At 37.5% G+C, this 25,758-nt stretch carries 20 protein-coding genes; 10 read left to right on the forward strand and 10 right to left on the reverse strand.

The window, feature by feature from the left end; translation table 11 throughout:
• Position 1: 1 nt before the first annotated feature.
• The 5 genes from ACMFKV_RS03815 to ACMFKV_RS03835 all read left to right on the forward strand — a co-directional run bounded on the left by ACMFKV_RS03815 (position 2) and on the right by ACMFKV_RS03835 (position 5,528).
• Positions 2 to 928 (forward strand): metal ABC transporter solute-binding protein, Zn/Mn family, encoded by a 927-nt coding sequence (locus ACMFKV_RS03815; protein WP_413154537.1) that lies wholly within the window; start codon positions 2 to 4, stop codon positions 926 to 928.
• 384 nt (positions 929 to 1,312) lie between these two features.
• Complete coding sequence (ugpB, locus tag ACMFKV_RS03820; RefSeq protein WP_413154538.1) at positions 1,313 to 2,635, forward strand: sn-glycerol-3-phosphate ABC transporter substrate-binding protein UgpB; 1,323 nt, start codon at positions 1,313 to 1,315, stop codon at positions 2,633 to 2,635.
• A gap of 106 nt (positions 2,636 to 2,741) precedes the next feature.
• The gene (ugpA, locus tag ACMFKV_RS03825; RefSeq protein WP_336287995.1) at positions 2,742 to 3,626 is read left to right on the forward strand and encodes a sn-glycerol-3-phosphate ABC transporter permease UgpA; all 885 of its coding nucleotides are present in this window, start codon (positions 2,742 to 2,744) and stop codon (positions 3,624 to 3,626) included.
• A 10-nt stretch (positions 3,627 to 3,636) separates the two neighbouring features.
• Positions 3,637 to 4,488 (forward strand): sn-glycerol-3-phosphate ABC transporter permease UgpE, encoded by an 852-nt coding sequence (gene ugpE / locus ACMFKV_RS03830; protein WP_336287996.1) that lies wholly within the window; start codon positions 3,637 to 3,639, stop codon positions 4,486 to 4,488.
• Between the two features lie 2 nt (positions 4,489 to 4,490).
• Positions 4,491 to 5,528 (forward strand): sn-glycerol-3-phosphate import ATP-binding protein UgpC, encoded by a 1,038-nt coding sequence (locus tag ACMFKV_RS03835; RefSeq protein WP_413154539.1) that lies wholly within the window; start codon positions 4,491 to 4,493, stop codon positions 5,526 to 5,528.
• Between the two features lie 121 nt (positions 5,529 to 5,649).
• Here ACMFKV_RS03835 and ACMFKV_RS03840 read toward each other — a convergent pair whose 3' ends face one another.
• From ACMFKV_RS03840 to ACMFKV_RS03855, 4 genes are all read right to left on the reverse strand, one after another.
• On the reverse strand, positions 5,650 to 6,372 hold the full coding sequence (locus tag ACMFKV_RS03840) for a glycerophosphodiester phosphodiesterase (RefSeq protein WP_413154540.1): 723 nt from the start codon (positions 6,370 to 6,372) through the stop codon (positions 5,650 to 5,652).
• A gap of 97 nt (positions 6,373 to 6,469) precedes the next feature.
• Positions 6,470 to 7,291, reverse strand: a complete 822-nt coding sequence (locus tag ACMFKV_RS03845) for an abortive infection family protein (RefSeq protein WP_413154541.1) — start codon at positions 7,289 to 7,291, stop codon at positions 6,470 to 6,472.
• A 191-nt stretch (positions 7,292 to 7,482) separates the two neighbouring features.
• The gene (guaA, locus tag ACMFKV_RS03850) at positions 7,483 to 9,039 is read right to left on the reverse strand and encodes a glutamine-hydrolyzing GMP synthase (RefSeq protein ID WP_413154542.1); all 1,557 of its coding nucleotides are present in this window, start codon (positions 9,037 to 9,039) and stop codon (positions 7,483 to 7,485) included.
• Between the two features lie 145 nt (positions 9,040 to 9,184).
• Entirely contained in the window at positions 9,185 to 10,471 is a 1,287-nt protein-coding gene (locus ACMFKV_RS03855; protein WP_413154543.1) for an RsmB/NOP family class I SAM-dependent RNA methyltransferase, read from the reverse strand.
• A 535-nt stretch (positions 10,472 to 11,006) separates the two neighbouring features.
• On the opposite strand from ACMFKV_RS03855, the gene ACMFKV_RS03860 reads away from it, so the two are divergent.
• Positions 11,007 to 11,156, forward strand: coding sequence for a hypothetical protein (locus ACMFKV_RS03860; RefSeq protein ID WP_413154544.1), 150 nt, complete (start codon positions 11,007 to 11,009; stop codon positions 11,154 to 11,156).
• 167 nt (positions 11,157 to 11,323) lie between these two features.
• On the opposite strand, the gene guaB is transcribed toward ACMFKV_RS03860, so the two are convergent.
• The 3 genes from guaB to ACMFKV_RS03875 all read right to left on the reverse strand — a co-directional run bounded on the left by guaB (position 11,324) and on the right by ACMFKV_RS03875 (position 16,344).
• Positions 11,324 to 12,823 (reverse strand): IMP dehydrogenase, encoded by a 1,500-nt coding sequence (gene guaB / locus ACMFKV_RS03865; protein WP_336288003.1) that lies wholly within the window; start codon positions 12,821 to 12,823, stop codon positions 11,324 to 11,326.
• 142 nt (positions 12,824 to 12,965) lie between these two features.
• A complete protein-coding gene (locus tag ACMFKV_RS03870) occupies positions 12,966 to 14,537 on the reverse strand; it encodes a phospholipase D family protein (RefSeq protein WP_336288004.1) in 1,572 nt (523 codons plus the stop codon).
• A gap of 424 nt (positions 14,538 to 14,961) precedes the next feature.
• Positions 14,962 to 16,344 (reverse strand): sigma-54-dependent transcriptional regulator, encoded by a 1,383-nt coding sequence (locus ACMFKV_RS03875; RefSeq protein WP_336288005.1) that lies wholly within the window; start codon positions 16,342 to 16,344, stop codon positions 14,962 to 14,964.
• 255 nt (positions 16,345 to 16,599) lie between these two features.
• Here ACMFKV_RS03875 and ACMFKV_RS03880 point away from each other — a divergent pair, with 255 nt between their 5' ends.
• Positions 16,600 to 16,959: a hypothetical protein gene (locus ACMFKV_RS03880; protein ID WP_413154545.1), complete on the forward strand. Its 360-nt coding sequence runs from the start codon at positions 16,600 to 16,602 to the stop codon at positions 16,957 to 16,959.
• Positions 16,960 to 17,229: 270 nt separating this feature from the next.
• On the opposite strand, the gene ACMFKV_RS03885 is transcribed toward ACMFKV_RS03880, so the two are convergent.
• Both ACMFKV_RS03885 and galU read right to left on the reverse strand, forming a co-directional pair.
• The gene (locus ACMFKV_RS03885) at positions 17,230 to 18,225 is read right to left on the reverse strand and encodes a KpsF/GutQ family sugar-phosphate isomerase (RefSeq protein ID WP_336288042.1); all 996 of its coding nucleotides are present in this window, start codon (positions 18,223 to 18,225) and stop codon (positions 17,230 to 17,232) included.
• Between the two features lie 42 nt (positions 18,226 to 18,267).
• A complete protein-coding gene (gene galU / locus ACMFKV_RS03890) occupies positions 18,268 to 19,158 on the reverse strand; it encodes a UTP--glucose-1-phosphate uridylyltransferase GalU (protein WP_336288007.1) in 891 nt (296 codons plus the stop codon).
• A 240-nt stretch (positions 19,159 to 19,398) separates the two neighbouring features.
• Here galU and ACMFKV_RS03895 point away from each other — a divergent pair, with 240 nt between their 5' ends.
• Both ACMFKV_RS03895 and ACMFKV_RS03900 read left to right on the forward strand, forming a co-directional pair.
• A complete protein-coding gene (locus tag ACMFKV_RS03895) occupies positions 19,399 to 20,655 on the forward strand; it encodes a lytic murein transglycosylase (protein WP_336288008.1) in 1,257 nt (418 codons plus the stop codon).
• Positions 20,656 to 20,688: 33 nt separating this feature from the next.
• The gene (locus tag ACMFKV_RS03900; protein WP_413154564.1) at positions 20,689 to 21,729 is read left to right on the forward strand and encodes an SGNH/GDSL hydrolase family protein; all 1,041 of its coding nucleotides are present in this window, start codon (positions 20,689 to 20,691) and stop codon (positions 21,727 to 21,729) included.
• 151 nt (positions 21,730 to 21,880) lie between these two features.
• Here the strand turns inward: ACMFKV_RS03900 and ACMFKV_RS03905 are convergent, their stop codons facing one another.
• A complete protein-coding gene (locus ACMFKV_RS03905; protein ID WP_413154547.1) occupies positions 21,881 to 23,905 on the reverse strand; it encodes a M3 family metallopeptidase in 2,025 nt (674 codons plus the stop codon).
• Between the two features lie 365 nt (positions 23,906 to 24,270).
• On the opposite strand from ACMFKV_RS03905, the gene mgtE reads away from it, so the two are divergent.
• The gene (gene mgtE, locus ACMFKV_RS03910; RefSeq protein ID WP_336288012.1) at positions 24,271 to 25,647 is read left to right on the forward strand and encodes a magnesium transporter; all 1,377 of its coding nucleotides are present in this window, start codon (positions 24,271 to 24,273) and stop codon (positions 25,645 to 25,647) included.
• The last annotated feature ends 111 nt before the right edge of the window (positions 25,648 to 25,758 follow it).

Below are 25,758 nucleotides of genomic sequence, written 5' to 3' on the forward strand. Positions count from 1 at the left end.
TGTGTCTAAATTTGTTCAACAAGTTATTTTGCTAGGAACTCTCTTTTTGTTTTCCCCTTTCCCATCTTCCGCTTCTGTGCATAATAAGATCAGGGTTGTTGCGAGCTTTTCTATTCTTGCAGACTTAATAAAAAATGTAGGAGGCGACCACATTTCTATAACCACTTTTGTTGGCCCCAACGCAAATACTCACATTTATAACCCTACACCCCGTGACGCAAAAGCTCTTAAAAATGCTCATATTATTTTTATCAACGGTCTTCATTTAGAAGATTTTATTGATCGGCTTATCACTGCAAGCGATACAAACGCACTTCTTGTCGAAGTTAGCGCCAACATCCCCCTCCTCAAAATCAAAAATCAAGAACATGACGTTAAACGGGATAACCATCACAGCAACATTGATCCACATGCTTGGCAAACTATCCCTAATGTCGAAATTTATATTAAAAATATCGCCATGGCTTTCTGTAAAGTCGATCAACCATCCTGTGCAAGCTACAGAAAAAATGCTGATGCTTACATCCAAAAGCTTCATGAGGTGCAAACAATTATTACAACACAAATTGCTACCATTCCAAGAGATAAGCGTATTATTATCACTTCCCATGACGCTTTCGGTTATTTTGCTCAAGAATATGATTTTACCATTCTTGCTCCTCAAAGTGCTTCAACAGAAGCTGAAGCTACTGCCGCTGATGTAGCAAAACTTATCAAACAAATTAAAACGAATAAAGCAGCTGCACTCTTCGTTGAAAATATCTCCAATCCCCGTCTCATAGAACAAATTTCGAAAGAAACAGGTTTAAAAATTGGTGGCACACTGTATTCCGATGCTTTGTCAAATAAAAATGGTCCCGCTGCAACTTATCTCGATATGATGAAACATAATGTTGATACCATTATCAACGCGATCACAAAACGCTAAAACATAAAAAATTATTAAGTACAATGAAACAATTTTCCTCAAAAATACTGTCCAGAAATTACAAAGCAAGTAACACAAAAGCTAAATGGCAACCACATCAGCTGCGTAACATTTACTGTTTGTATCTTTGATTTCTCTTACTACTTTTCCTATTTTCAAATCATTTTTGTTCTTTTATTAAATGACTAAAATGGTTCCGTTAACATACGATAGTAATCACAAAGGAAAAACTAACAAGTTTAAACGAATTCGTTTGACCTTTTGCTGGTTCCTGTTTAAATGAACCTACATATTTTTGGAATAGAACCTTCATGGCATGTCCATATGTGATACGTAATTTAAGAGGGGGGAATCTGTGTTCCATAACTTCAAAAAGGGTGAACCATGGGTCGTCTTTATTTTTCCATAGCAGTATTTACGATCGCTACGACCGTAGCAACTGTGGGTTTTGCGCAAACGAAAATCAGCTTTTGGCATTCTATGAGCGGTGAGCTAGGAAAACAGACCGAAGAATTTATTAGAGATTTTAATGCAAGCCAATCTGAATATGAAGTTGTTTCTTCGTTTCGTGGTGAATATGAAGAAGGTATGATCTCACTCATTGCGGCATTTCGCGGAAAACAACAACCCGTTCTCGCCCAAATCTATGAAGTTGGTACTGGAACTATGATGGCTGCAAAAGGTGCAGTTTATCCAGTTTATCAACTTATGGCCGATACAAAACAAGAATTCGATCCTACAGATTATTTACCTGCTATCAGCAGTTATTACTCTGATTCTCATGGACGCATGTTATCTATGCCATTTAATGCTTCAACGCCAATCCTTTATTACAACAAAGATATCTTTAAAAAGGCAGGTCTTGATCCAGAACAACCGCCTAAAACATGGCAAGATATTGAAAATTTCTCAAAAAAAATTCTTGAGGCTAAAGCAGCAAGCTGTGGTTTTACAATGGCTTATGCTGCACAGTGGGTTGGTATAGAAAATTTTTCAGCCTTGCATAATATTCCCTTTGGAACGAAAGAAAATGGCTTTAGCGGACTAGATTCAGAGCTCACGTTTAATGGGCCTTTACAAGTGCGTATGTGGACTGATCTTAAAAAGTGGTCTGATCAAGGTATTTTTCGCTATGGTGGTCCTTCTGGCGCATTAGATGCAACACCAATGTTTATGGCGCAAAATTGCGCAATTTTTATACAATCTTCAGGTTCGCGCTCTGGAATCGTTTCCGAAGCTCAATTTAATGTTGGATTTGGTATGCTACCCTATTATGATATAGAAGGTGCTCCACAAAATTCAATTATTGGTGGTGCTTCCATTTGGGTACTGAAAGGTCATACTTCAAAAAAATATGCGGGAGCAGCTGCTTTTCTTAAATTCCTTTCGAAAGCAGATAATCAAGCAAAGTGGCATCAAAAAACAGGTTATCTTCCAATTACAAAGGCTGCTTATGAGTTAAGCAAAGAACAACATTTTTACAATCAAAATCTAGGTGCAGATATAGCCATCAGACAGATTAATCTCAACCCACCAACAGTTAACTCAAAAGGAATAAGATTTGGTAACTTACCACAAATTCGTTCCATTCTTGATCAAGAATTGGAAGCTGTTCTCAGCGGCTCTAAGCTACCAAAAAGTGGATTAGACACAGCTGTTGAACGTGGTAATAAAATTCTCCGTGAATTCGAAAAAGCTAATCATTAAAATTTAATGATTGCTGTTAAAAATTAAAAAACCCAACCTAAAAATTGGGTTTTTCTAATTCCTTTATCGCTAATTTGCTAATATATCTCATTAAAGAACCCAAAAAATGCAAGAAAAATATGCATATTTTAAAAATAGCCGACTTCCTTATTGGCTACTCTTTCCTCAACTTACAGTAACTTTTCTGTTTTTTCTTCTGCCTGCTGCTCAAACAATAAAGCTTTCTTTTGTACGTGAAGATCCTTTTGGATTTACGACAACATTTGTTGGCTTTGAAAATTATATGACGATCTTCTCTGATCCTACTTATATAAAATCACTACTTACGACCGCAATATTCTCCGTCTCTGTTACTATTGTTTCAATGGCAATATCACTTCTTTTGGCTGCTTCTGTTGATCGCGTTATCCATGCAAAAAAGGCTTATACAATGCTTTTGCTCTGGCCTTATGCAGTTGCTCCTGTATTGGCAGGTATATTGTGGTTGTTTATTTTTCACCCTACCATTGGAATTTTTCCTTTTTTTCTTGAAAAGATAGGCATTACGTGGAATCATCGCATCAATGGTGTTCAAGCGATGATCCTCATTGTAATTGCCGCGAGCTGGCAGCAAATTTCTTATAATTTTCTTTTTTTTCTTGCTGGTCTTCAATCTATTCCACGTTCTCAAATAGAAGCGGCAGCAATTGATGGTGCTGGTCCCTTTAAACGGTTTTGGACTGTGATTTTTCCACAAATTTCCCCAACAACCTTTTTTCTCCTTATCATCAACATTCATCATGTCATGTTTGATACATTTGGTATTATCGATAACATGACCGCTGGAGGACCGGCACGTGCAACGAGCACACTCGTTTACAAAGTGTATGATGATGGCTTTAGAAATCAAATAATTGGTGGATCAGCGGCACAATCAGCCATATTAATGCTGATCGTTATTGTCTTGACATTTATCCAATTTCGCTGGATTGAACGTCGCGTACAATATTAGGAGAAGAATCATGGTTGAAAATCGTCCTATTTTAAGGTTTATGACCCATCTTATCCTGATTGCTGGTATTATCATTATTTGTTTTCCAGTTTATGTAGCTATTATTGCTTCAACCCATAGTTCAGCTTCGTTTAATACAGGAACAATTCCTCTCCTACCTGGAAAATATGCTCTAGAAAACTATACAACAATTTTTAGTGATAAACTTGTACAGCTTGGTCTCCCGCGACTAGGACCACTTTTAATAAACTCATTTATTATGGCTCTCGGTATCAGTATTGGAAAAATTATTATTTCACTCTTCTCTGCTTATGCAATCGTCTATATGCGCTTTCCTTTCCGAAAAACTGCGTTTGCCCTTATCTTTGTTACATTGATGCTCCCTGTTGAAGTCCGCATCATCCCGACATATACTGTAGTTGCAGACTTAGGCATGATAAACACTTATAGCGGAATGATTATTCCACTCATTGCATCAGCCACTGCCACGTTTTTGTTTCGTCAGTTTTTTCTTACTGTTCCCGATGAGCTCTTAGAAGCTGCACGTATTGATGGTGCAGGACCATTTAAATTTTTTAAGGATATTCTGCTACCTCTCAGCAAAAGCAATATTGCCGCTTTATTTATTATCATGTTCATTTATGGATGGGTACAATATCTCTGGCCTCTTATTGTTACAACAGACCAAGACCATCAAACCATCCTCGTTATTCTAAAACAGCTTATTGTAGAATCACTTCAACATGATCCTCAGTGGAATATCCTGATGGCAATATCAGTCGTTGCCATGGTACCACCCGTTCTAATTGTCATCTTTATGCAGCGGCTTTTTGTCAAAGGCCTCATTGAAACGGAGAAATAACTGTGGCCACAATTCAGTTATCAAATATAAAAAAACAATATGACAATGGCATTTTGGTTATTAATGATCTTAGTTTAACCGTCGCAGATTGTGAACTTCTTGTCCTTGTTGGTCCTTCAGGGTGCGGAAAATCGACCCTATTGCGCATTATCGCTGGACTTGAACAAGTCACCTCAGGTGATCTTTACATTGACGATGAGCGTATCAATGACCGTGAGCCAGCTGATCGTGACATTGCTATGGTTTTCCAGAATTATGCACTTTATCCACACATGACGGTTCGTGGAAACTTAGAATATGGTCTCAAAAATCGTAAAACTCCAAAAGATGAAATTAAAAAGCGTGTTGCACATGCTGCAAAACTTTTGCAAATAGAGCCATTTTTAGATCGTAAACCACGACAATTATCAGGAGGGCAACGACAGCGTGTTGCAATGGGACGTGTGATTGTACGCCAACCACGTGTCTTTCTCTTTGATGAACCACTTTCAAACCTTGATGCGAAATTACGCGCACAAATGTGCATTGAGATTAAAGCGTTACAGCGCTCTTTAGGTACAACTAGTCTCTATGTCACTCATGATCAATTAGAAGCGATGACATTAGCTGACAGAATAGTCGTCATGAATAAAGGAAATATCGAACAAATCGGAACCCCTATGGAAATTTACGATCATCCAGCAACAACTTTTGTTGCTGAATTCATCGGCTCCCCCCCTATGAATTTTCTAGATCGTCAAATTCTAGAACAATATTTGGGCAGTTCATTTTCCTGCAGCAAAGAAACTGATCTTTTAGCATTTAGACCTGAAGCGATCCTGTTAGGTGAATATCCAGATAAAGGGCCTGTTTTTCACACGCAAATTGAACTTATCAAGCCCATTGGAACAAGATGTCATGTTTTAACACGTTGGAATGATGTTATCTTTACCGTTGAAACAAAAGAGCGCTTCACAAATGATTATGGGCAAAGATTAAGCTTTACCGTTGCCTATCAAAATTTTCACACTTTTAACAAAAGCACAGGACAACGCACATAATTCATCATCGCGAAAATTTAGACCTGATAAATTTTATTCGTCAGTAACTCTCTTCATCACTTCTTTCTGCCCTTATAAAGATATCGTTTTATCTATATAGTGAATCTGTGTAGAATCGTTTTTATTTTTGTGAACGCAATTGTAAAGCAAGATCAGGCTGATCTGTTGTAATATAGTGCACAGGCATATCCAACCAATGTGATAAACGAGCCCTGCCGTTGATTGTCCACACCCCTACCGTAAAGCCCGCATCAACCGCAGACTCGATAAAATCTTGTGAAGCAAGGGAGCCATATAAACTTAAATCACGATATCCTGATTTCTTCCATTCAGAAAAATGATGAAACATATCACCTTCAAAGTTATCAATACATGGACCAGAGGATATTCCTGCTTCAATGAAGGGACGAAGACAGGCAGGGTCAAAACTAATTGCGGAAACCCGTTCTGCTAAGTTTCGACTTTTTATCAACGCAAGTGCTTTTTGGGATAAAGCATATTCACGTTCAACCTCACCACATGTTTTGATTTCAAGATGCAGCGCAATATTGGTTAGCACTAAAAGATCAAGCAACTCTTCTAATAAAGGAGGAGATTCACTACTTCCTTTCACGCAAAGTTTTTTGCGTGTTTCATTATCAATATCGTGAATATATCCCTTTTCCCCCACCAATTGTTCTAAACGAAAATCATGAAACACAACCACTTCACCACTTTTCAGAAGATGAACATCGCACTCAATTTCATCAACTCCCAATGCAATTGCGTGACGAAACGCCGAAAGTGTATTTTCAGGGTAGAGATTTGCTCCACCACGGTGTGCAACAATTTTTTTCTTAGACATATATAGATTCCCTGTTCTTGATGTTTTTTAGAATAATAATAGCTCGCACAATCAACTCTATATCCGCAAAAATGATTAGATAAAGAATATTGCTAACTCAACTGTTTTGGTTGAGATCTGGGTTATTCAGATCCCAAATTTTTTTCTCTAATGAGTTAATGAATTTTGCCGTAATTACAATATAATTAAAAATTAGCAAACTTTCCTCATGATTTAGGAGGGGATTCGCGTGTGCAAAACTCTTTTTATTCCGTACCTCATTAAAAGGTTCCATCAACGAATTATTTACTTTTAAGATGCGCTTGCTCATTTCAGAATCAAGATGGTTACCTTGTTCCAAGGCTTTTACATACTCCCCATAAAGACTATGAAGTGGCTTATTTTCTTTGCTATTATTAATCACCTTAATACCGTGCCTTTTACATTTTTCCTTTATAAAATTATAGAAGGAGGTATGTAGTCGATCTATTATAGTTTCTGGTTTATCCTTGTCGATAGAATCACGCATCTGCTGAAGCAATTTTTTACAATCTTCCCAGCTATCAGAAGTATCCAATGCATCTAGCTCTATCACCAATGATGAAGGACTGAGAAGACGAGTAGCAATATCTTGGCAATTTGAGATCAAAAGTGGATTTATTTCGGAAAACAATTTCTGTTCTTCACGGTATTCAATAGCTAAAGGAATCATATCATTAATGACACGTCCTACTATATTATTTGGTTTTTTCGTCCAAAAAGTACGCATTCGGTTAGCTTTTGAAAAACCATTCGTTTGATATTCTTCTGTGTCGATTTCTATACCATAATCTCTGAAAAATTCTGAATAGGTGCGATCTACAAAGCCTAAAACATAGCCACGTCCCATGCAAAATAATTTTTCAAGCTTTTGACGTTCAATAGAAGTTAAATCAGCCATGCACCCCTTCCCAATAATAGGTTAAATAATAAAATTTATGATATTTTTTCTATTGGCTACACAGTACAAAGCATCATGCTAAACTTTAGATTCAAAAAAAATCCTCTACTTATGCCATAGAAAAAAAGAGCATATTTATAAGAATTTATATGACTTTACCACTTAGCATCAAACAAATATTCAATATGTAATCATTCCCACTCGATGGTGCTAGGGGGTTTTGAAGTTATATCATACACAACACGGTTGATACCTTTTACCTCATTAATAATACGCGCCGCTGCCTTACTCAAAAATTCCATATTATACGGATAAAAATCAGCCGTCATACCATCTACAGACGTTACAGCACGAAGAGCACAAACAAACTCATAAGTACGTCCATCACCCATCACACCAACAGTCTGAACAGGAAGAAGGACAGCAAAAGCCTGCCAAATTTCATCATAGAGACCAGCTTTACGGATTTCATCAAGGTAAACAGCATCTGCTTCACGCAAAATTTCCAATTTTTCGCGTGTAACCGCACCTGGACAACGAATTGCAAGACCTGGACCTGGAAAAGGATGACGACCAATAAATTGTTCAGGTAATCCTAATTCTCGCCCTAAAGAACGCACTTCATCCTTAAACAGCTCACGCAATGGCTCTACAAGTTTCATATTCATTCGTTCTGGTAGCCCACCTACATTATGATGGCTTTTAATTGTTACCGACTCACCAATGGCTGATACACTCTCAATAACATCTGGATAAAGCGTCCCCTGCGCTAAAAATTCTGCCCCTCCCATCTTTTGGGTTTCTTCTTCAAAAACTTCAATAAAAAGACGACCAATCGTTTTGCGTTTTTTCTCTGGGTCTGTTACCCCTTTTAGAGCATTGATAAACATATCGGCAGCATTAACGTGAATAAGCTTTATGTTATAATGATCTCGGAATAATGTAAGAACTTCTTCAGCCTCATTTTTACGCATCAGTCCATGATCCACCAGAATACACGTCAGCTGATCTCCTATTGCTTCATGAAGGAGTACAGCCACAACTGATGAATCAACACCGCCTGAAAGACCACAAATCACACGACTTTTTCCAACTTTTTTACGGATATCAGCAATTGCACGATCACGATAAGCAGCCATTGACCAATTGCTTTTAAGACCAGAGATTTTATGGACAAAATTTTGCAACAGCTTTGCACCATCTGGCGTATGCACAACTTCAGGATGGAACTGCACCGCATAAAAATGGCGTTTTTCATCAGCAATAGCAGCATAAGGAGCAGCTTTTGATGTCCCAATGACGCGAAAACCTTCTGGCAAAGCCGTTACACGATCACCGTGACTCATCCATACCTGATAACAAGATCCTTTTTCCCAAACACCGCTAAAAAGTGCACTTTCTTCTTCTATCTCTAAAAAAGCACGCCCAAATTCACGCTCATGCCCAGCTTCAACTTTTCCTCCCAACTGAACACACATGACTTGTTCACCATAACAGATTCCAAGAACTGGAATACCAGCTTCAAAAATTTCCACTGGAGCACGCGGTGAATTATCGTCAAGAGTCGAATAAGGACTCCCCGACAAAATAACAGCATCAGGCCTTGTGTGCTTGATCCATTCTGAAGCCAACTGAAACGGAACAATTTCAGAATAAACGCCCATTGCTCGCACCCGACGCGCAATAAGTTGTGTAACTTGTGAACCAAAATCAATAATAAGAATAGTGCCTGAATGCGATGTACTCATAGAACCCCAATATAATTGCAAAAAATTAGTAAATGAAATTTATTATTCAATCTTTCTCTTTTCACAAGCCACTTAGCACGAGAAAAATATTATTTTTATAAAAAAAGCATAAAAATGTAGATGAATACTTCTATTACGAAGTAGACTAATGCTTCTGTTGCAAAATAGATAAAAAAAAGCCATCTGTCTTCATTGCTGCTGGCGATAAAGTAAGCCCACAATTTGAAAAGATTGGTTGCACAGTTGCAAAACTAAAATGTCGCTGCCAAAGTTCTCGCATGTTTATTGGATAAAAATTAGGATTTTGTAGAAGAAAACGGGAAATTTGACCCTCATTCTCATCAACAAAAAGAGAACAGGTAATATAAACTAAACGTCCATTTGGCTTGAGGTAATCCAGCACTTCATTCAAAATAGTGCTCTGCTCTGTTTGACGCCGTTGCACTTGTTCTTGTGTTAAGCGCCATTTCGCATCTGGACGACGACGCCATGTTCCTGTGCCACTACATGGAGCGTCCAATAAGACAACATCCATCTGCCCTATTAATGGCTTTAATTCTTCTCTATGCGCTCTTGTCTGTACATTATGAACACCTGCCCGTCGAAGACGATCAAAAATAGGAGCTAAACGTGCTTTATCTAAATCATAAGCATAAATTTGCCCTTGGTTATTCATATCAGAAGCTAAAGCTAATGTTTTCCCACCAGCGCCAGCACAATAATCCAGCACCTGCATATTTGCTTTCGCCTCGATAAGGTAAGCAACAATCTGAGATCCCAAATCCTGTATTTCAAAGTGTCCCTTCTGAAAAGCTGGTTCAACTTGAACATTAGGATGACGACCAAACGATTCAATCGGCGCAATTCTTAAAGCTTGCTTAAACCATGACAAAGATTGAACTTTGGTTCTTGCTAATTCTTTAAGCACTTTCTCTGGCGTTGCCTTCAAGTTATTGACACGTAAATCTAAAGAAGGACGTGTTGCTAACGCAGCAGCTTCAATTACCCAATTGTCAGCGAATAAAGGAAGCAGATGCGCTTGACACCATTGGGGAATATCGCCACGAATATAATCTGGTGCATCAACTAATTGTCGTTTTTTCCACGATTGGCGCCGTTTATCCTCTAATAACTGCGGTGCAAACCGATCTCCTTCTAACGCATTATCAATTTGCTCAATCGTCATTTTTCCAGTATCTAATAAAGTACCAAAAACAATATCCCGAATGTCATCACTATCCATACGCCACTGTAAAGAATAATGTCTCCTTAAGACATCATAAACGATTGTACCAATTGCTGCACGATCACCCGCCCCAGCAAAGCGATGAGAAAGCCCCCAATCTTTTAAAGCTTCACTTGCAGGACGATGTCGAATTTCTATTTCTTTTAAAACATCTATTGCTGCCTGCAAACGTCCACCTAATCGCATCCATTTCTCCTATTAAGTTTCGAAAAATTTTGAACAATGTAAGCAAAAAAATTACCTTTTTCACTGCCAGCAAAACCTTCTCAAAATCATTCCCTATTTGCATTGAACGCTGGACAATTTTGACTATGCTTTTTCATAATACCCAAACTCTTCATCTAATATGTGCTGTCCATTTACAATTTTTATCATCCTAAAATGTAATAAAATCCTATTGAATTCTGCAAAGCAGAAATTTATCAGCCATAAAATATCTTTTCCAGTTTGGAGTTCTATGCAAAAATCATAGAATCTTCATTATTCCATGAATTTAAATGTTTAACAGTTATATATAAGCAGCACTCAATATAAAATATTCAATATATTCAAAATGCTATCTTCTTGAAAAGTTAGAAAAGTACTTCTGCCAAAACCATGAGAATTCATCTTATTCCCTAAAAAACATAAGTTAATTTTTTACAAGCTGCTTGGAACTACTATTTAGCGTAACCGTTTTCACTGTACTGACCTATGTCAGATAATTCAAAAGGAGAAAATAATGAATACTTACAATCATGGAAAAACAAGTTCCTCTAAATGCTCCCACAATACAATGTCCTCAAACAATGGAAAAAAATCTGTCCAAGGTGAGCAGACTAATACTCGCCAACGTGCGCAAAAGACAGGACGGAAAACTACAAAAAGTTAATCCTCTTTTTATATAATCCACGGAAAGAATTGGAACATTAACTTCCAATTCTTTTCCTCTGCATTCTTAGGACTTTGTATATAATTTATAAAAAAGAAATGGAGATTTCCCTACCTTTTTCTAAAGGGGTTGTATATTGTTGCGAAATGGATCTAAACTTTTATACGTCAAACAGGTCTCCGATAATTTGGACTCTCCCGTGTAATCGAAACGTCATGTGTATGACTTTCATGAAGTCCAGCATTAGTAATACGAACGAACGTTGCTTTCTCACGAAATTCTGCTAAATTTTTTGCCCCAACATAACCCATTGAAGCACGTAATCCACCAGCTAACTGGTGCAAAACCGATGCTATAGGCCCCTTGTACGCAACTTGCCCCTCGACACCTTCAGGAACTAATTTAAGTTCATCACGAACTTCATCCTGAAAATAGCGATCCGCTGATCCTCTCGCCATAGCACCAACTGATCCCATGCCGCGATACGCTTTAAAAGACCGCCCTTGATAAAGATAAACTTCACCAGGGCTTTCTTCTGTCCCCGCTAAAAGAGAACCGATCATAGCAGCGCAAGCTCCACCTGCCAAAGCTTTAGCAAAATCACCTGAAGCTTTAATCCCGCCATCAGCAATCACAGGAATACCTGCTTTGTCAGCAATTTCTGCAGCACTCATAACAGCTGCAAGCTGAGGAACACCGACACCTGCAACAATTCGCGTTGTACAAATAGAACCAGGACCAATACCAACTTTTACTGCATCTGCACCATTATCAATTAAAGCTTGTGTTGCTTGCGGAGTTGCCACATTGCCAGCAATAACAGCTGTAGAAAGTGCCATTTTTTTAATATGCTCAACCGTTTCTAGCACACGCTGAGAGTGCCCATGAGCCGTATCAATTACGAGCACATCAACGCCTGCATCAATTAATCGCTCAGCCCGCTCAATTCCATCATTTCCCACACTACTTGCAGCTGCAACACGCAAGCGACCTTGAGAATCTTTAGCAGCATTTGGATTTAATTGCGCTTTTTCAATATCTTTAACTGTCACCAAACCAACACAACGATTTTGCTCATCTACAACTAATAATTTTTCAATGCGGTGATGATGTAAAAGATACTTCGCTTCATCAAGTTGAACATTTTCACGCACTGTGATCAAATTTTCATACGTCATTAATTCATGAATTTTTTGTTTTGGATCTGACGCAAAACGCACATCTCTATTCGTCAAAATGCCAACAAGTCGCCCAGCAGTTTTGCCCTTAGTACCATTTTCAACAACTGGAATACCTGAGATACCGTAAGAACGCATCAAAGCTTTCGCTTCTTCAAGTGTTGCATCTGGTCCGATTGTCACTGGATTAACAACCATACCAGATTCAAATTTTTTTACCTGACGCACTTCTTCAGCTTGCTCTGCAGGAGACATGTTACGATGAATGACACCAAGACCACCTGCTTGAGCCATCGCAATTGCCAAACGAGATTCTGTTACAGTATCCATTGCAGCAGAAAGCAACGGCAAATTTAACTCAATATCAGCCGCTATACGCGTTTTAATATCAACCTGGCTAGGCATAACAAGAGAGTGACCTGGCTGTAAAAGCACATCATCAAAAGTCAGTGCCAATGCACCCGTCCCCGTTTCAACAATCTTTGCCATAACCAAATTCCTTTAACAACAAAATACCGCAAGTCACTCTACAACTGCAGCTCTCATAAATTGTAGATTGGCGGCGAATTATGCCATGCTACAAACAAAATGAAAAGGAAAATTAAAAACTTTGATATATAATTTGTAAGATTTATAATTGTGATTCAATAGGCAACCAACTCACTATTTTTGCGAATGCACGACGCCCAAAATTACTTTCTGGCTCATAATCAATACTATATTGCCTCTCATTTTCAATAAAATCCCAATAAATATGGTTATTATCATCAAGGCGAAGACAATAACTCATTTCACCAGTCGTTTCCTCAGAAAAAAGCAAATCCAACATAGCTGTAATTGGAGCACACTCAAAAAGAATGCCCATTTCTGTATTTAATGCAGCTGAACGGGGATCAAAATTAAACGATCCAATAAAAGCAGTTTTGTTATCAATTAAAAAAGCTTTTGTATGTAAGCTTGCCCTACTTGACCTAAACAACCGCAACCCGTGAGCGTCTCCATCTGGCTTTAACTCATAAAGCTTAACACCACTTTTCAACAATGCTTTACGATATGGTACATAGCCACCATGCACAAGTGCTACATCAGTAGCTGCTAAAGAATTAGTAAGAATTTTGACATCAACACCTTTTGAAACCAAATTGCTAAAGTTTTGCGTCCCTATCTTACCAGGAACAAAATAAGGTGATGTAATCTGAACGGTTTTTTTGGCATCCACAATAATCTGTGAGAGTACCTTCATAAGCCAATTTCCCGTTTTTTTGCGTAGTGCTTTTTCTGGAGGATCAGAAAGAACAACAACTTTATCTGCTAAAAATAATCGCTTTCCTGTTTGAATAAAATACTCAAAATTAACATACTCTTTGACATAATCGAGGTAAACCTTGGCAGCTTTAGAATCACGAAATTTTCGTAATTGATCCCTCCAATAGCCAAGATTGCTCGCATTTTTAGGAACAACCAAAGTATGGATCGGTAATACTACAGCGCTATTCCAAAAATCATCAAAGATAGTTTCCACTTTTTTAACCGACGGACCGATTAACATCAAATCTAAATCTCGAAAACGTGATTTTTCACCTGCATCAAAATAAGAATCTGCAAGATTACGCCCTCCAACAAAAGCCACTCGACCATCCACAATGAACGCCTTATTATGCATTCTACGCGTTACAATGATTGCCCGCAATATAATCTCTAAGCCACGGCGTAAACCACCTTTACGTGATCGTCCTGGATTAAACATTCTAACTTCAATATGAGGATGTTTATCCAACGCAATATAAGCTGGATCCCGTGCCTGAGCATTAATATCATCTAAAAGAAGGCGTACTCGAACACCACGATCAGCTGCTTCCACTATTTCACTCAATAGCAAGCGACCTGTTAAATCATCATCCCAAATATAATACATTAAATCAAGACTACGCCCAGCCTGTGCTGCTCCTATCGCACGCACGCAAAACGCATCCAAATTGTTGATAATGAGTGAAAGGGCATCTTTATCAACGCCTAATCCATCCTTCTCCTTGGCTAATTTGCTCACTATACGGTCAAATTCAGTTTCATCTTTCTTAACGGTAAATGCGTAAGAACACTTCCCCCGAGCATTTTTAATAAAACGACCATATGTATAAATTGCTAACATAGACGCAACAAAAAAAAATATGATAAAATCGATAACAATCTGCAACAAAATCAAAGAGGATCAACTTTCTATTTTCAAGCCACCGCACCACCATCGATACGAACTATAACTAAAATTAAAGATTCTATCTCAAATCATGCAATAAGCAAAATGCCATTCGTTGCTTAAAAGAACATAAACACGATATCAATAACTCTAAAACTTTAACTCGAGTACCGAACAACATGAAAACTGTACTTCTTAAGTGCAAACTTTACTAAAATCATAAAAACTTATATAAACAAAAGAGGTAGCAATGGTTCCATTAAATAAAATTTTATACTCATTGAATTTACGAAGTTATCCTCAATAATTGAGCTTTGCAATAAACGATATCCTTTTAAAAGCTTCAATTCCTCTACATCCTTCACAAAAGCTACTATCCATTTTTGAAAATCATACTCTCTCTTTATTTATGAAGCGAGATTTGCCGTAGATTTTACTTCTGCTCTTGACTGTTTATTGTTTTCAATTCATCTATTTTACGATAAAGTGTAGAGCGCCCAATACGAAGACGGCGAGCAGCCTCACTTATACGCCCCTTATAATGTTTAACTGCTTTCTCAATAATATCATGTTCAATATCAGCAAAAGTACGGACATGCCCATCGGCATTCAAAAACTGTATTGATTCTTCATGATGTTCTGAAACATGACTCTCAATGATATTTGGAACATTCACGATTGCATTTCCCATTAATTGCGGAAAGTCGCGAACGGTTAACAAAGGGCCTTCACTAAGTAAAACCGCACGAAATAGAAAATTCTCAAGTTCATCCCGATTACCAGGCCAATCATATTGCATGAGCAATGAAAGAGCTGATCCTGCTAAACCATGCACATGCAATCGTCCTGTTTCAGTAATAATTCTATCAATTAAACGTTGCGTAAGCTCTGGAAAATCATCCCTTAATTCTCGCAAAGCAGGAACACTAATCGATAAGTGAGAAAACTGTTCAAATAAACTGCGTGAAAAAAAATCTTCTTTCACCAAATCTGCAAGCCGCGATGTTGAAATAGCAATAATCCGAAAAGGAAAATTTTTGTCCTTTACAGTCTTCGCTCTCTCTTTAAGATAACGTGCAAAACGCTTTTGTTGTATGGGCTCTAGTCGGTCAACATCACAAAGGCAAAGTGTTCCCTTCTCAAGGGAAGTAACTAATGGTAAAAATTCTTCAACCCACTGACGATTTTCTTCTTCTGGATCAACAATAGCTGAACATTGGAAACGAATAAAAGCCCCTTCCGACGACAAACCTTCATGATGAATAACGCGAGCTAACGTTTCACGACCAGTCCCCGCTTCTCCTTCAATTAAAAGATTCTGCAACGAAGCTATCGCTCTTTTTGATTGTTCTAAAACCGCCTGCATTGCTTTACTTTTTATGCAAAGATCAGAAAATTGCAAATGATTTTCATTTTTGCGCCGAATATAATGAATCTCACGTTCTAATGCAGAGATAGAAGCAAGCATATCTAGAGTGATTCTCAATCGTAGCGGTGTAACTGGATAAATCCAGTAATCAATAGCTCCAGCTGTTAAAGCCTTCTGGAGTAACTCTTGATTATCTTGTTGCGCTATCACAACAACAGGAATAAAAACACCAGCAGCTCTAATCATTTTTATCAAGTCACTCACACTCAAATCGCTCATGACAATATCGAGAAGTGCAAGCACAATATTTTTACGTCTGTGTAAAAGATCAACCGTGCGCAGACCATTTTCTGCTTCAATAACACGGTAACCAAGTCCTCGGAGCATAGCAGAGAACTCTATACGTTTCCCGTAATCTTCGCTTGCAACAAGAATAGGACCAATCATAACTTTAATAATCTCCTTTGAGATTACTAAGCGGCTTAATGTAAGAATTGTTGTAAACCATAAGAATATATCTCACCTCTTGTGCTTCACGTACAAGCTTCATCAAGCTGTTAATTAAATACAACATTAAGGCATTTTTTTCTAATTTTTTGTTTTTTCATTGATTATCATAAAATTTTTCGTATTGACTAATAGAGTAATTTAGTAATGTTATAAAAGTTAAAACGCATAATAACATAACTTAGAGTAGAACAAATGAAGCACAGCTGCCGTACTTTATGTCTTATAATCACCGCTTTAGCTTTAGTTGCATGTGGTTTTTTGCAAAATTATGGACAAAATATATCAACTGGCATTAACGGTGAATGGATCGATGAAAACGGTATCATTTCTTCTTTCCGTGATGGTATCTTTGAAACACGAGCAGCAGATACACGAGAAAAATTGTCAGAAGGCACCTATTATTATGTCAGTACTCAACATGTAGAAATTGAAATCCATTCAATTCTTCGTGGCACAATATCCCGAGTAAATTGTGCAATATCGCATAACACAATGCAATTATTTTGCACATCGAGTGTAGGGTCGCAATTCACCCTTAAACGAAAATTTTAAATAAAAGCCAAAGCTGCGCAAATGTGCGGAACATACTCAAAAACCATGCTCTCTCTCCTTCTAATTGCAACTTTTCTTTCAGATATGTAAAATACTGACACAATTATTTGTTAGAAGAGCCTGCATACACGGGGTGTGTAAGATAATCGTTTTTTCTAACCAATAGGAATTTTAATGGCGCTGTTCCACAGCAAAATTTTTTTAATTTTTTTATTGTTGAATCTATTTTTCTACCAAATAAAATTTTATCCGATATAGATACTCATCAACTCAAGCAGCGCCTATGCGCAAAAGATCATGAAAGTGAACAATTCCTACGGGCTTTTTGTCTTCAACCACAAAAAAAGCTCCAATATGATGATCGTTAATAAAAGCTGTTGCAGCACCAACGAGCATATCTGGACCAACAATTTTGGGATTTTTGGTCATCACCTCATCAACACTCAATTTCGATAAGTTCACGTGAATGTTACGTGCAATATCACCATCAGTCATAATCCCGATCAACTCACCTTTTTGATTTACGACGCCAACGCAGCCAAAATGTTTTTCAACCAAAATATTCATAGCATCAACCATGGCTGTTCCCTGCGCAACTAGAGGGATACTATCACCCCAATGCATAATATCACGCACATATTTAAGGCTTGCACCAAGAGAACCACCAGGATGATAAATTTTGAAATCCGTTGCAGTAAAACCACGCATTTCTAAAAGAGCAACAGCTAATGCATCTCCCATTGCCAATTGCATAACTGTTGAAGTTGTAGGAGCAAGTCCATGAGGACAAGCCTCTTCTACCTTTGGCAACAAGAGTACAATATCAGCTTGTCGTCCTAAAATAGAGTGCTCACCCGCTGTCATTGCAATAAGTGGAGTACGAAAACGTGCAGCATGACTCATAATGCCGCTTAATTCCAAGGTTTCGCCTGACCATGATAAAGCAAGAATAACATCATCAGACCCAATCATACCAAGATCACCATGATTGGCTTCTGCAGCGTGTACAAAAAAAGCAGGTGTTCCTGTTGAAGCTAAGGTTGCAGCAATTTTCGTCCCTATATGACCACTCTTCCCAAGTCCCGTAATCACCACACGACCACTAGCGTTCCTGATGGTTTGAACAGCGGCTTCAAAAGAGGAAGAAAGACTTCCCAGAAGAGCTGCTTCAAGAGCTTTAAGCCCTTGTGTTTCACTCGTAATAGTTTTAAGTGCCGATGTAACAGCGCTTTGTGAGGCTGACATATGAGAAGAAGACTGTTGCATCATGACCGAATCTGATAAATGAAATTAAATGGGAGATCTATATCACTTTTCAATTTTAATACTTTTAAGCAAATTCTTCAAGGAAGCAGAAACCTGCCTATGCATATCAGCACGCGCTAAAGAAAATGCAATATTTGCTTCAATAAAACCAGCTTTAGAGCCACAATCAAAAGTGTGCCCTTCTAACTGAAAACCAAAAAAATTCTGCTCATTTGAAAGACGTACCATCGCGTCTGTTAATTGAATTTCATCCCCTGCTCCTCGCTCTTGATTAGAGAGAATATCAAAAATTTCTGGTTGCAAAATATAACGTCCATTGATGTAGAGATTCGATGGTGCAGTTCCTTTTGTTGGCTTCTCTACCATTTTTATGATTTCAAAACCATTTTCAATTTGTTTGCCTTTTTCAACGATCCCATATTTATGAGTCTCTCTAGGATTGCACTCTTGAACCGCAATAATATTACCCTCACCGATTTTTTCATAAAGACTGATCATTTCAGAAAGGCAACCTCTTTTCGCTTGCATCAACATATCTGGTAACAACAAAGCAAAAGGTTCTTGCCCAACTAATTCACGTGCGCACCAAAGAGCATGTCCTAACCCCAAAGGCTGCTGTTGCCGAGTAAAAGAAGTCGTGCCTGGTAGAGGTTGTAAAGCGTGCAAATGCTCAAGTTCTTCTTTTCTACCACGTTCAGCAAGCACTGTATATAATTCAACTTGCGCATCAAAATAATCCTCAATGACTGCTTTATTGCGTCCAGTAACAAAAATAAAATGTTCAATACCAGCTTCACGCGCTTCATCTACAACATATTGAATAACAGGTCTATCAACAATAGTCAGCATTTCTTTAGGAACTGTTTTTGTTGCAGGAAGAAAACGAGTACCAAGACCAGCCACGGGAAATACTGCTTTCCGAATTTTACGCACTCTTATCCTCCTGATTAAACATATAATTTTTCACTCCCTATATCTTAACGAATTGTTTCAATTACTATTATAATAAACAAGAAAAGAACACAAATGAGATAATTTATGAGAAAGTATTTCTTTAAAAGAAATAACCCACTTTAGTTTTTACTTATTTGCTTGAAAACATAACCGATTAAGCCAAATAAAAAAATGAAGTTATCGTATATCAAAATACTTGAACATTAATGGAAATTGAAAATGCAAAAAATAGAACTTAACACTTTTTCTTCTTCAAGAAAATTTATAGATTGGAGCACTATTATCATTGCTTCAGTTATTGCTTTTTATGCTTTTTCAATGTTTTTTGCACCACTTTTATGCGCTGATAGCGGTTTTAAAAACTGGATTAGAGAATTCAAAAAAACAGCTTTAGCCAACAATATTTCATCATCTACGTTTGATATGGCTTTTAAAAACGTCAATACAATTGATCCCGAAGTTTTAAAAAAAGCCGCATATCAGCCAGAATTTGTGGATTCTTCATGGAACTATTTTGATAATCGTGTTCATGATATTGCAATTGTAGAAGGGCAACGGCAAGCTAAAAAATGGGAAGAATGGCTTCCTAAAATTGAAGAACGCTTTGGTGTTGATCGCCATATTCTCCTTGCTATTTGGTCAATGGAAAGCAGTTATGGAAAAGTTTTAGAAAATAAAGGTGTAATGCGTGATGCTATTCGTTCACTTGCAACCCTAGCCTATGCTGATAAAAAACGCGCAAAATATGCACGCACACAACTGATTGCTGCCATGAAGATTCTACAAAGTGGTGAAATTGAGCGCTCCCAACTTACTGGATCTTGGGCTGGTGCATTGGGGCATACGCAATTTATTCCAAGTAGTTATCTTGCCTACGCCGTTGATATGGATGGAAGTGGACGACGTGATATCTGGACCTCTATTCCAGATGCCCTCGCGACCGCTGCTAATCTTCTTCACATGAATGGCTGGCAGTCCGACCTCCCTTGGGGAATAGAAGTCAAATTACCGCAAGGGAAAAATCTTCCCAACGATTGGCATTCCTTTGAACAGTGGAAAAAGCTAGGTGTAAAACATGCAAGCGGACATTCTTTTCCTTCATCATCTGAGCTCGCAATATTAAAGTATCCAGATGGACCAAAAGGACCTATATTCTTAGTAACAAAAAACTTCTTTGTTATTAAACGTTATAATAATGCAGATCGTTATGCTTTCGCAGTTGCTCTTTTAGCTAACCGAATTGCAGGATACCCAGGATTGGTTCAAGATTGGGATCGACCTTTTCAGCCCCTTACTTTTCAAGAATGTAAAGAACTGCAATCTCGTTTAGCTGTACATGGCTATTATAAAGGAGAAGTTGATGGCAAAATCGGTACTGCCTCTAGACAAGCAATTAAAGCTTTTCAACTACGCTACGGCTTAGAGAATAATGGACATCCCTCCCCTGAAGTTCTTTTCCTCCTTCGAAAACAATAATTTGGAGTAAAGTGCTTGTTACACTTCCGTTTAATGTACTTGATTTTTCTGCTTTTTTATACTTTTTCTTTTATTATAATACAGCAAGCTCCAAGTAAGGCACAAAATTTTTTCGAATCGTTGTTCGAACATAAAAAACAAGAACAACAGCCACAAATTATGGAACAAAAGATATACAAACCACAAAAAAAGATTGTAACACAAAAACCTATACAAAAACTAAAAGAAGAAAATGCGAAACGCATTCTCGTGGTAGGAGACTTTGTAGCTTTTTCTGTTGCTGATGCGCTCAAGAAGCTTTTTACTGACAATCACGATATAATCATCATAAATAACACAGTGCCAAATTCTGGCTTGGTTCGAACAGATTATTATTCTTGGAAAAACAATATTTCTGAACTCATTGATAAAAATAAACCTCAAGCTATTGTTATGATGATCGGTGCAAATGATAATCAACCAATCATAACACCTGATGGCGTACTCAGAGCAGTAGAGCCAGAATGGATAAATATCTACAAGCAAAGAATTATTGAAATTGCTGAAAGCCTTCATAATTCTGGAAAGCCATGGATATGGGTGGGACAACCTGCTTTTAAGAATAATAATTTAACACAAAAAATGCGAATTTTTAATGCGCTTTATAAAAATGCAACAAAAACAAAAAAAGGATATTTTATTGATATTTGGGATGGTTTTATTGATGCAGAAGGTCAATTTTCCTTTTTAGGCTATGATATTAATGGAAAAACAGTAAAACTCCGTACTCATGACGGTATTAACTTTACTGCTGCTGGCAAACAAAAACTTGCCTCTTATTTGAAAAGAAAACTGGAGATTATTTTAAATTTTCACCTATCATCCTATGAAAATATATACCCTATCAATACAAATACTCTGCAATTTATACAAGAACCACATAATATTAAACGCCAGCCTCCAATAACCCTCGATAACATGGCACAACAAAATACCCATCTACTCAACAAAATAGATTCAAACTTCATGAAAAAATCATGGTCACCTCCAAATGGTCACCAGATAGACCGAGCTGATAATTTTTCTTTCCCATGATACTCTTTAAAAACATAAAGTTTGCTCTTTTTCATAAACAAAGCCCCATATAGAAAAAGCTTTTTCTACATGGTTATAATGCGTTAAAAACTTATGCAAATTTCAATCATAAAAAAGAATATAATGGCAGCGTGAACCATACCATGATACTTTACAATCCACGTTTTTTAATCATCGCCTCTGATGAAGGTAACCTCCCTCGAAAAGCTTTATACAGTTCCTCTGGATCGTGGCTTCCTCCAGCAGAATAGATAAAACGCTTTAATCGATCAGCGAGCTCTGAATTAAACACATCACCTGTTTCTTCAAAAGCCTGAAAAGCATCAGCATCAAGCACTTCCGACCACATATAAGAATAGTAACCAGCAGCATAACCATCACCTGAAAATATATGTGTAAAATGTGGAGGACGATGACGCATGATAATTGTGTCAGGCATTTGCAACCTTTCTAATTCCTGATGCTCGAATATTGTTGGATCAGTTACCGTTTCTCTCTGATGAAAAGCCATATCCACTAAAGCTGATGAAATAAATTCAACTGCAGAAAAGCCAGCATTAAATGTCTGTGCCGCTACAATCTTATCCATCAATGCTTGTGGCATGGGAAGTCCTGTTTTTGCATGCGTTGCGTAAGACTTTAGTATCTCTGGTACAGTTAACCAATGTTCGTAAAGTTGAGAAGGAAGTTCAACAAAATCACGCGAAACCGATGTCCCCGACACAGATAGCCATGTTACGTCAGAAAGCAAGCCATGCAATGCATGTCCAAATTCGTGGAAAAGCGTACGTGCATCATCAAGTGATAAAAGAGCAACTTCCCCTTTGGGTGGTTTAGCAAAATTACAAATATTGTAGATAATAGGCTTTTGTCCATTATCCAATTTATGTTGCGATTGCAGATTGCTCATCCATGCACCAGAGCGTTTTGAAGAGCGCGCAAAATAATCACCGATGAAATGCCCAAGCAAACTACCATCAGATTTTTTTACTTCCCATAAACGTGCATCAGGATGCCATAGTGCAACAGTATTTTTTTCTTCAAATGAAAGCCCAAAAAGTTTTTCTGCCACAGTAAAAGCTGCTTCAATCATACGATCAAGCTGAAAATAATATTTAATTTCAGCTCCGTCGAAAGAAAATTTTTCGGCGCGAAGTTTTTCCGTATAATAGCGCCAATCCCAAGCTGCTAAGAACTCATTACTTCCCTGACTTCTTGCAAAGTTTTGCAATTCAACCTGTTCATTAGCAGCCTTAGCTTTTGCTCGTTCCCATACAGGTATAAGCAAATCCATAACTGTATCAACATTCTTTGCCATGGTATTATCAAGTTTCAGGTCTGCGAATGATTCATACCCTAGTAATTTAGCCTGCTCATCTCGAAGTGCAATAATCTCCACAATAATTTTCCGATTATCATTATCATTGTTATTTTCACCGCGTTTAGACCAAGCTTTAAATGCTACTTCGCGCAAATCACGACGATCAGAGAACTTTAAAAATGGTTCAACAATTGAGCGTGCCAATGTTAATGCATAAGCTCCCTCATTACCTCTTTCACACGCAATTTCCTTCATGGAAGCAATAAGATCATCAGGCAAACCAGTTAAATCTGTTTGTCCTAAGAATAAGATCCACTCAGCTTCATCTTTTAAAACATGCTGACCAAAAGTAGCACTTAAAAAAGCGAGCTTTTCATTAATTTCAACAAGCCGTTTTTTTCCTTTTTCATCAAGCTTTGCACCATTACAAACAAACTTTTTCCACCATAATTCAAGTACACGTGTCGTTTCACTATCGTACACACCTTGCCGCGATTGCTCATAGAGCACTTCTATTTTGGAAAATATTCGTGCATCCATCATAATTTTTGAAGAATACCGAGAAAGTTTTACAACAAACTCTTGTTCTAATTGCTGAATAAATGCATTACTATGAGCACCTGAACGCAAGAAAAATATTGAACATACACGATCAAGTGTCTTGCCAGAAAGTTCAAAAGGCTGCAGAAAATTCTCAAGCGTTGGTGATTCTTGTATTGTTGCAATTGCCTCTATTTCTTCTTCTGCCTCTTTAAGCGCCTGCTCAAAAGCAGGTTTAAAATCATTATCACTTATTAAAGTATAATCAGGAAGTCCCGCAAATCCCTTCCAATCCAGCACTGCTGCTTTTGTCATAATACTCTATATCTCCATTATAAACTTTAAAATGTAATAATTAATCTCATGATATAAGTAATAATAATTGATAATACTGTAAGTTTTATCTATTTTACTTTAAAATAAACTTTCAAAATTATATTTAAATATAAAAAATATTAAGATAATTTTATCATCAAAGATAAAATAAAATAACAATTTTTACATATTTTACTTATAAAACTGTTTACTGTTTGTGATTTATCCTTGACTTTATTTTAAATATTAACAATTGAAAGCGTATGTTGGGAGGGGTTTTTTTTAAGCCTGCCATAACTTTTAATTCGTCTTAATCCATAATATCTAGATTCATAATTCTCCAATCTTTTGGAAGGTACTTTATCATGACTGAAATTAAAACAACCTTCGAATTAAAAAATTTTTCTCCTGAAGCTCTTACCGAAGAATTAAAAAATCGGCATTTCGCCGATTCAATTGATATCATCAATGATCTTGATATCATGGAACGTGTGACTATTCTTAGTCTCTTGCCCCTTGATTATACCATTGAACTTTTTGATAAACCAGAGCTTGAACAACCTGCAGCTATTCTTGAACTTTTACCTGTGAATCGTTCTGTTGAAATTCTTGATGGTATGTCTGCAGACGCCGCTGCAGACGTTTTTCAAGAAATGAATGAAGAAACACGCACACGGCTTTATGCCTTGCTTAAACCCTTAACACGATCTGAGCTAAAAAAACTCACAAGTTACCCTGATCACACCGCTGGTGCACTCATGACAACAGAGTTTATAGCAGTGCCAGCAAACTGGACTGTAAAAAAGACTCTTGATTACATTCGTGATGTCGAACGAACACGTGAAACAGTTTACACAAGCTATGTTATTGATCCTAAAATGGGCACTCTTCTCAAGGCTATTTCACTTCGTAACCTTATTCTTGCCTCACCTGATGAGCCAATTCTCAATGTCCCTACGCGTGATACACCCATCACAATATCACCTTCCACGGATCATGAAGATATTGCTCGCCTTTTTCAACGTCACGACCTTCTCTCTGTACCAGTTGTTGATGAGAGCAACCATGTTATTGGTATTGTAACTGTCGACGATGTGCTGGATACTATGGTCGATGAGATGAATGAAGATGCCTATAAATTCGGAGGTATGGAAGCTCTCAATAAACCATATATGCAAATCGGCTTTCTTGAAATGATGAAAAAACGCGGTGGCTGGCTTGCCTTACTTTTTATCGGTGAAATGTTGACAGCAAGCGCCATGCAATATTTTGAAACAGAGCTTGAAAAAGCGATTGTCCTCACATTATTCATTCCTCTTATTATGAGCTCAGGAGGAAATTCTGGATCACAGGCAACATCACTTATTATCCGTGCATTAGCCCTACGTGAGCTCACACTTAAAGACTGGTGGAGAGTCATTATTCGTGAAATTCCAGCAGGACTATCTCTTGGTGCATTACTTGGAATCATTGGAATTACGCGCATTGTCATTTGGCAGCAATTGGGTATCTATAACTATGGAGAACATTGGTTTGCTGTTTCCATGACTGTAGGTGCAGCTTTGATCGGAGTCGTTACCTTTGGTTCCTTCTCTGGCTCTATGCTTCCTTTTATCCTTAAAGTTTTGAGATTTGATCCAGCAAGCGCTTCTGCTCCCTTTGTAGCAACCTTAGTAGATGTCACAGGTATTGTAATCTATTTTTCTGTGGCTTCCCTTATTTTGTCTGGCACTCTGCTTTAAAATGTTAAGAAAAAATACAACTCATATGCAACCTATAATCTTGTTTATTTAAGAGAATAGGTTGCATTATTTTTTTTCATTGCATATCCACAAAAAATGCTTACACTCTCA

The organism is Bartonella propinqua (assembly GCF_047263965.1).
Taxonomy (GTDB): domain Bacteria; phylum Pseudomonadota; class Alphaproteobacteria; order Rhizobiales; family Rhizobiaceae; genus Bartonella.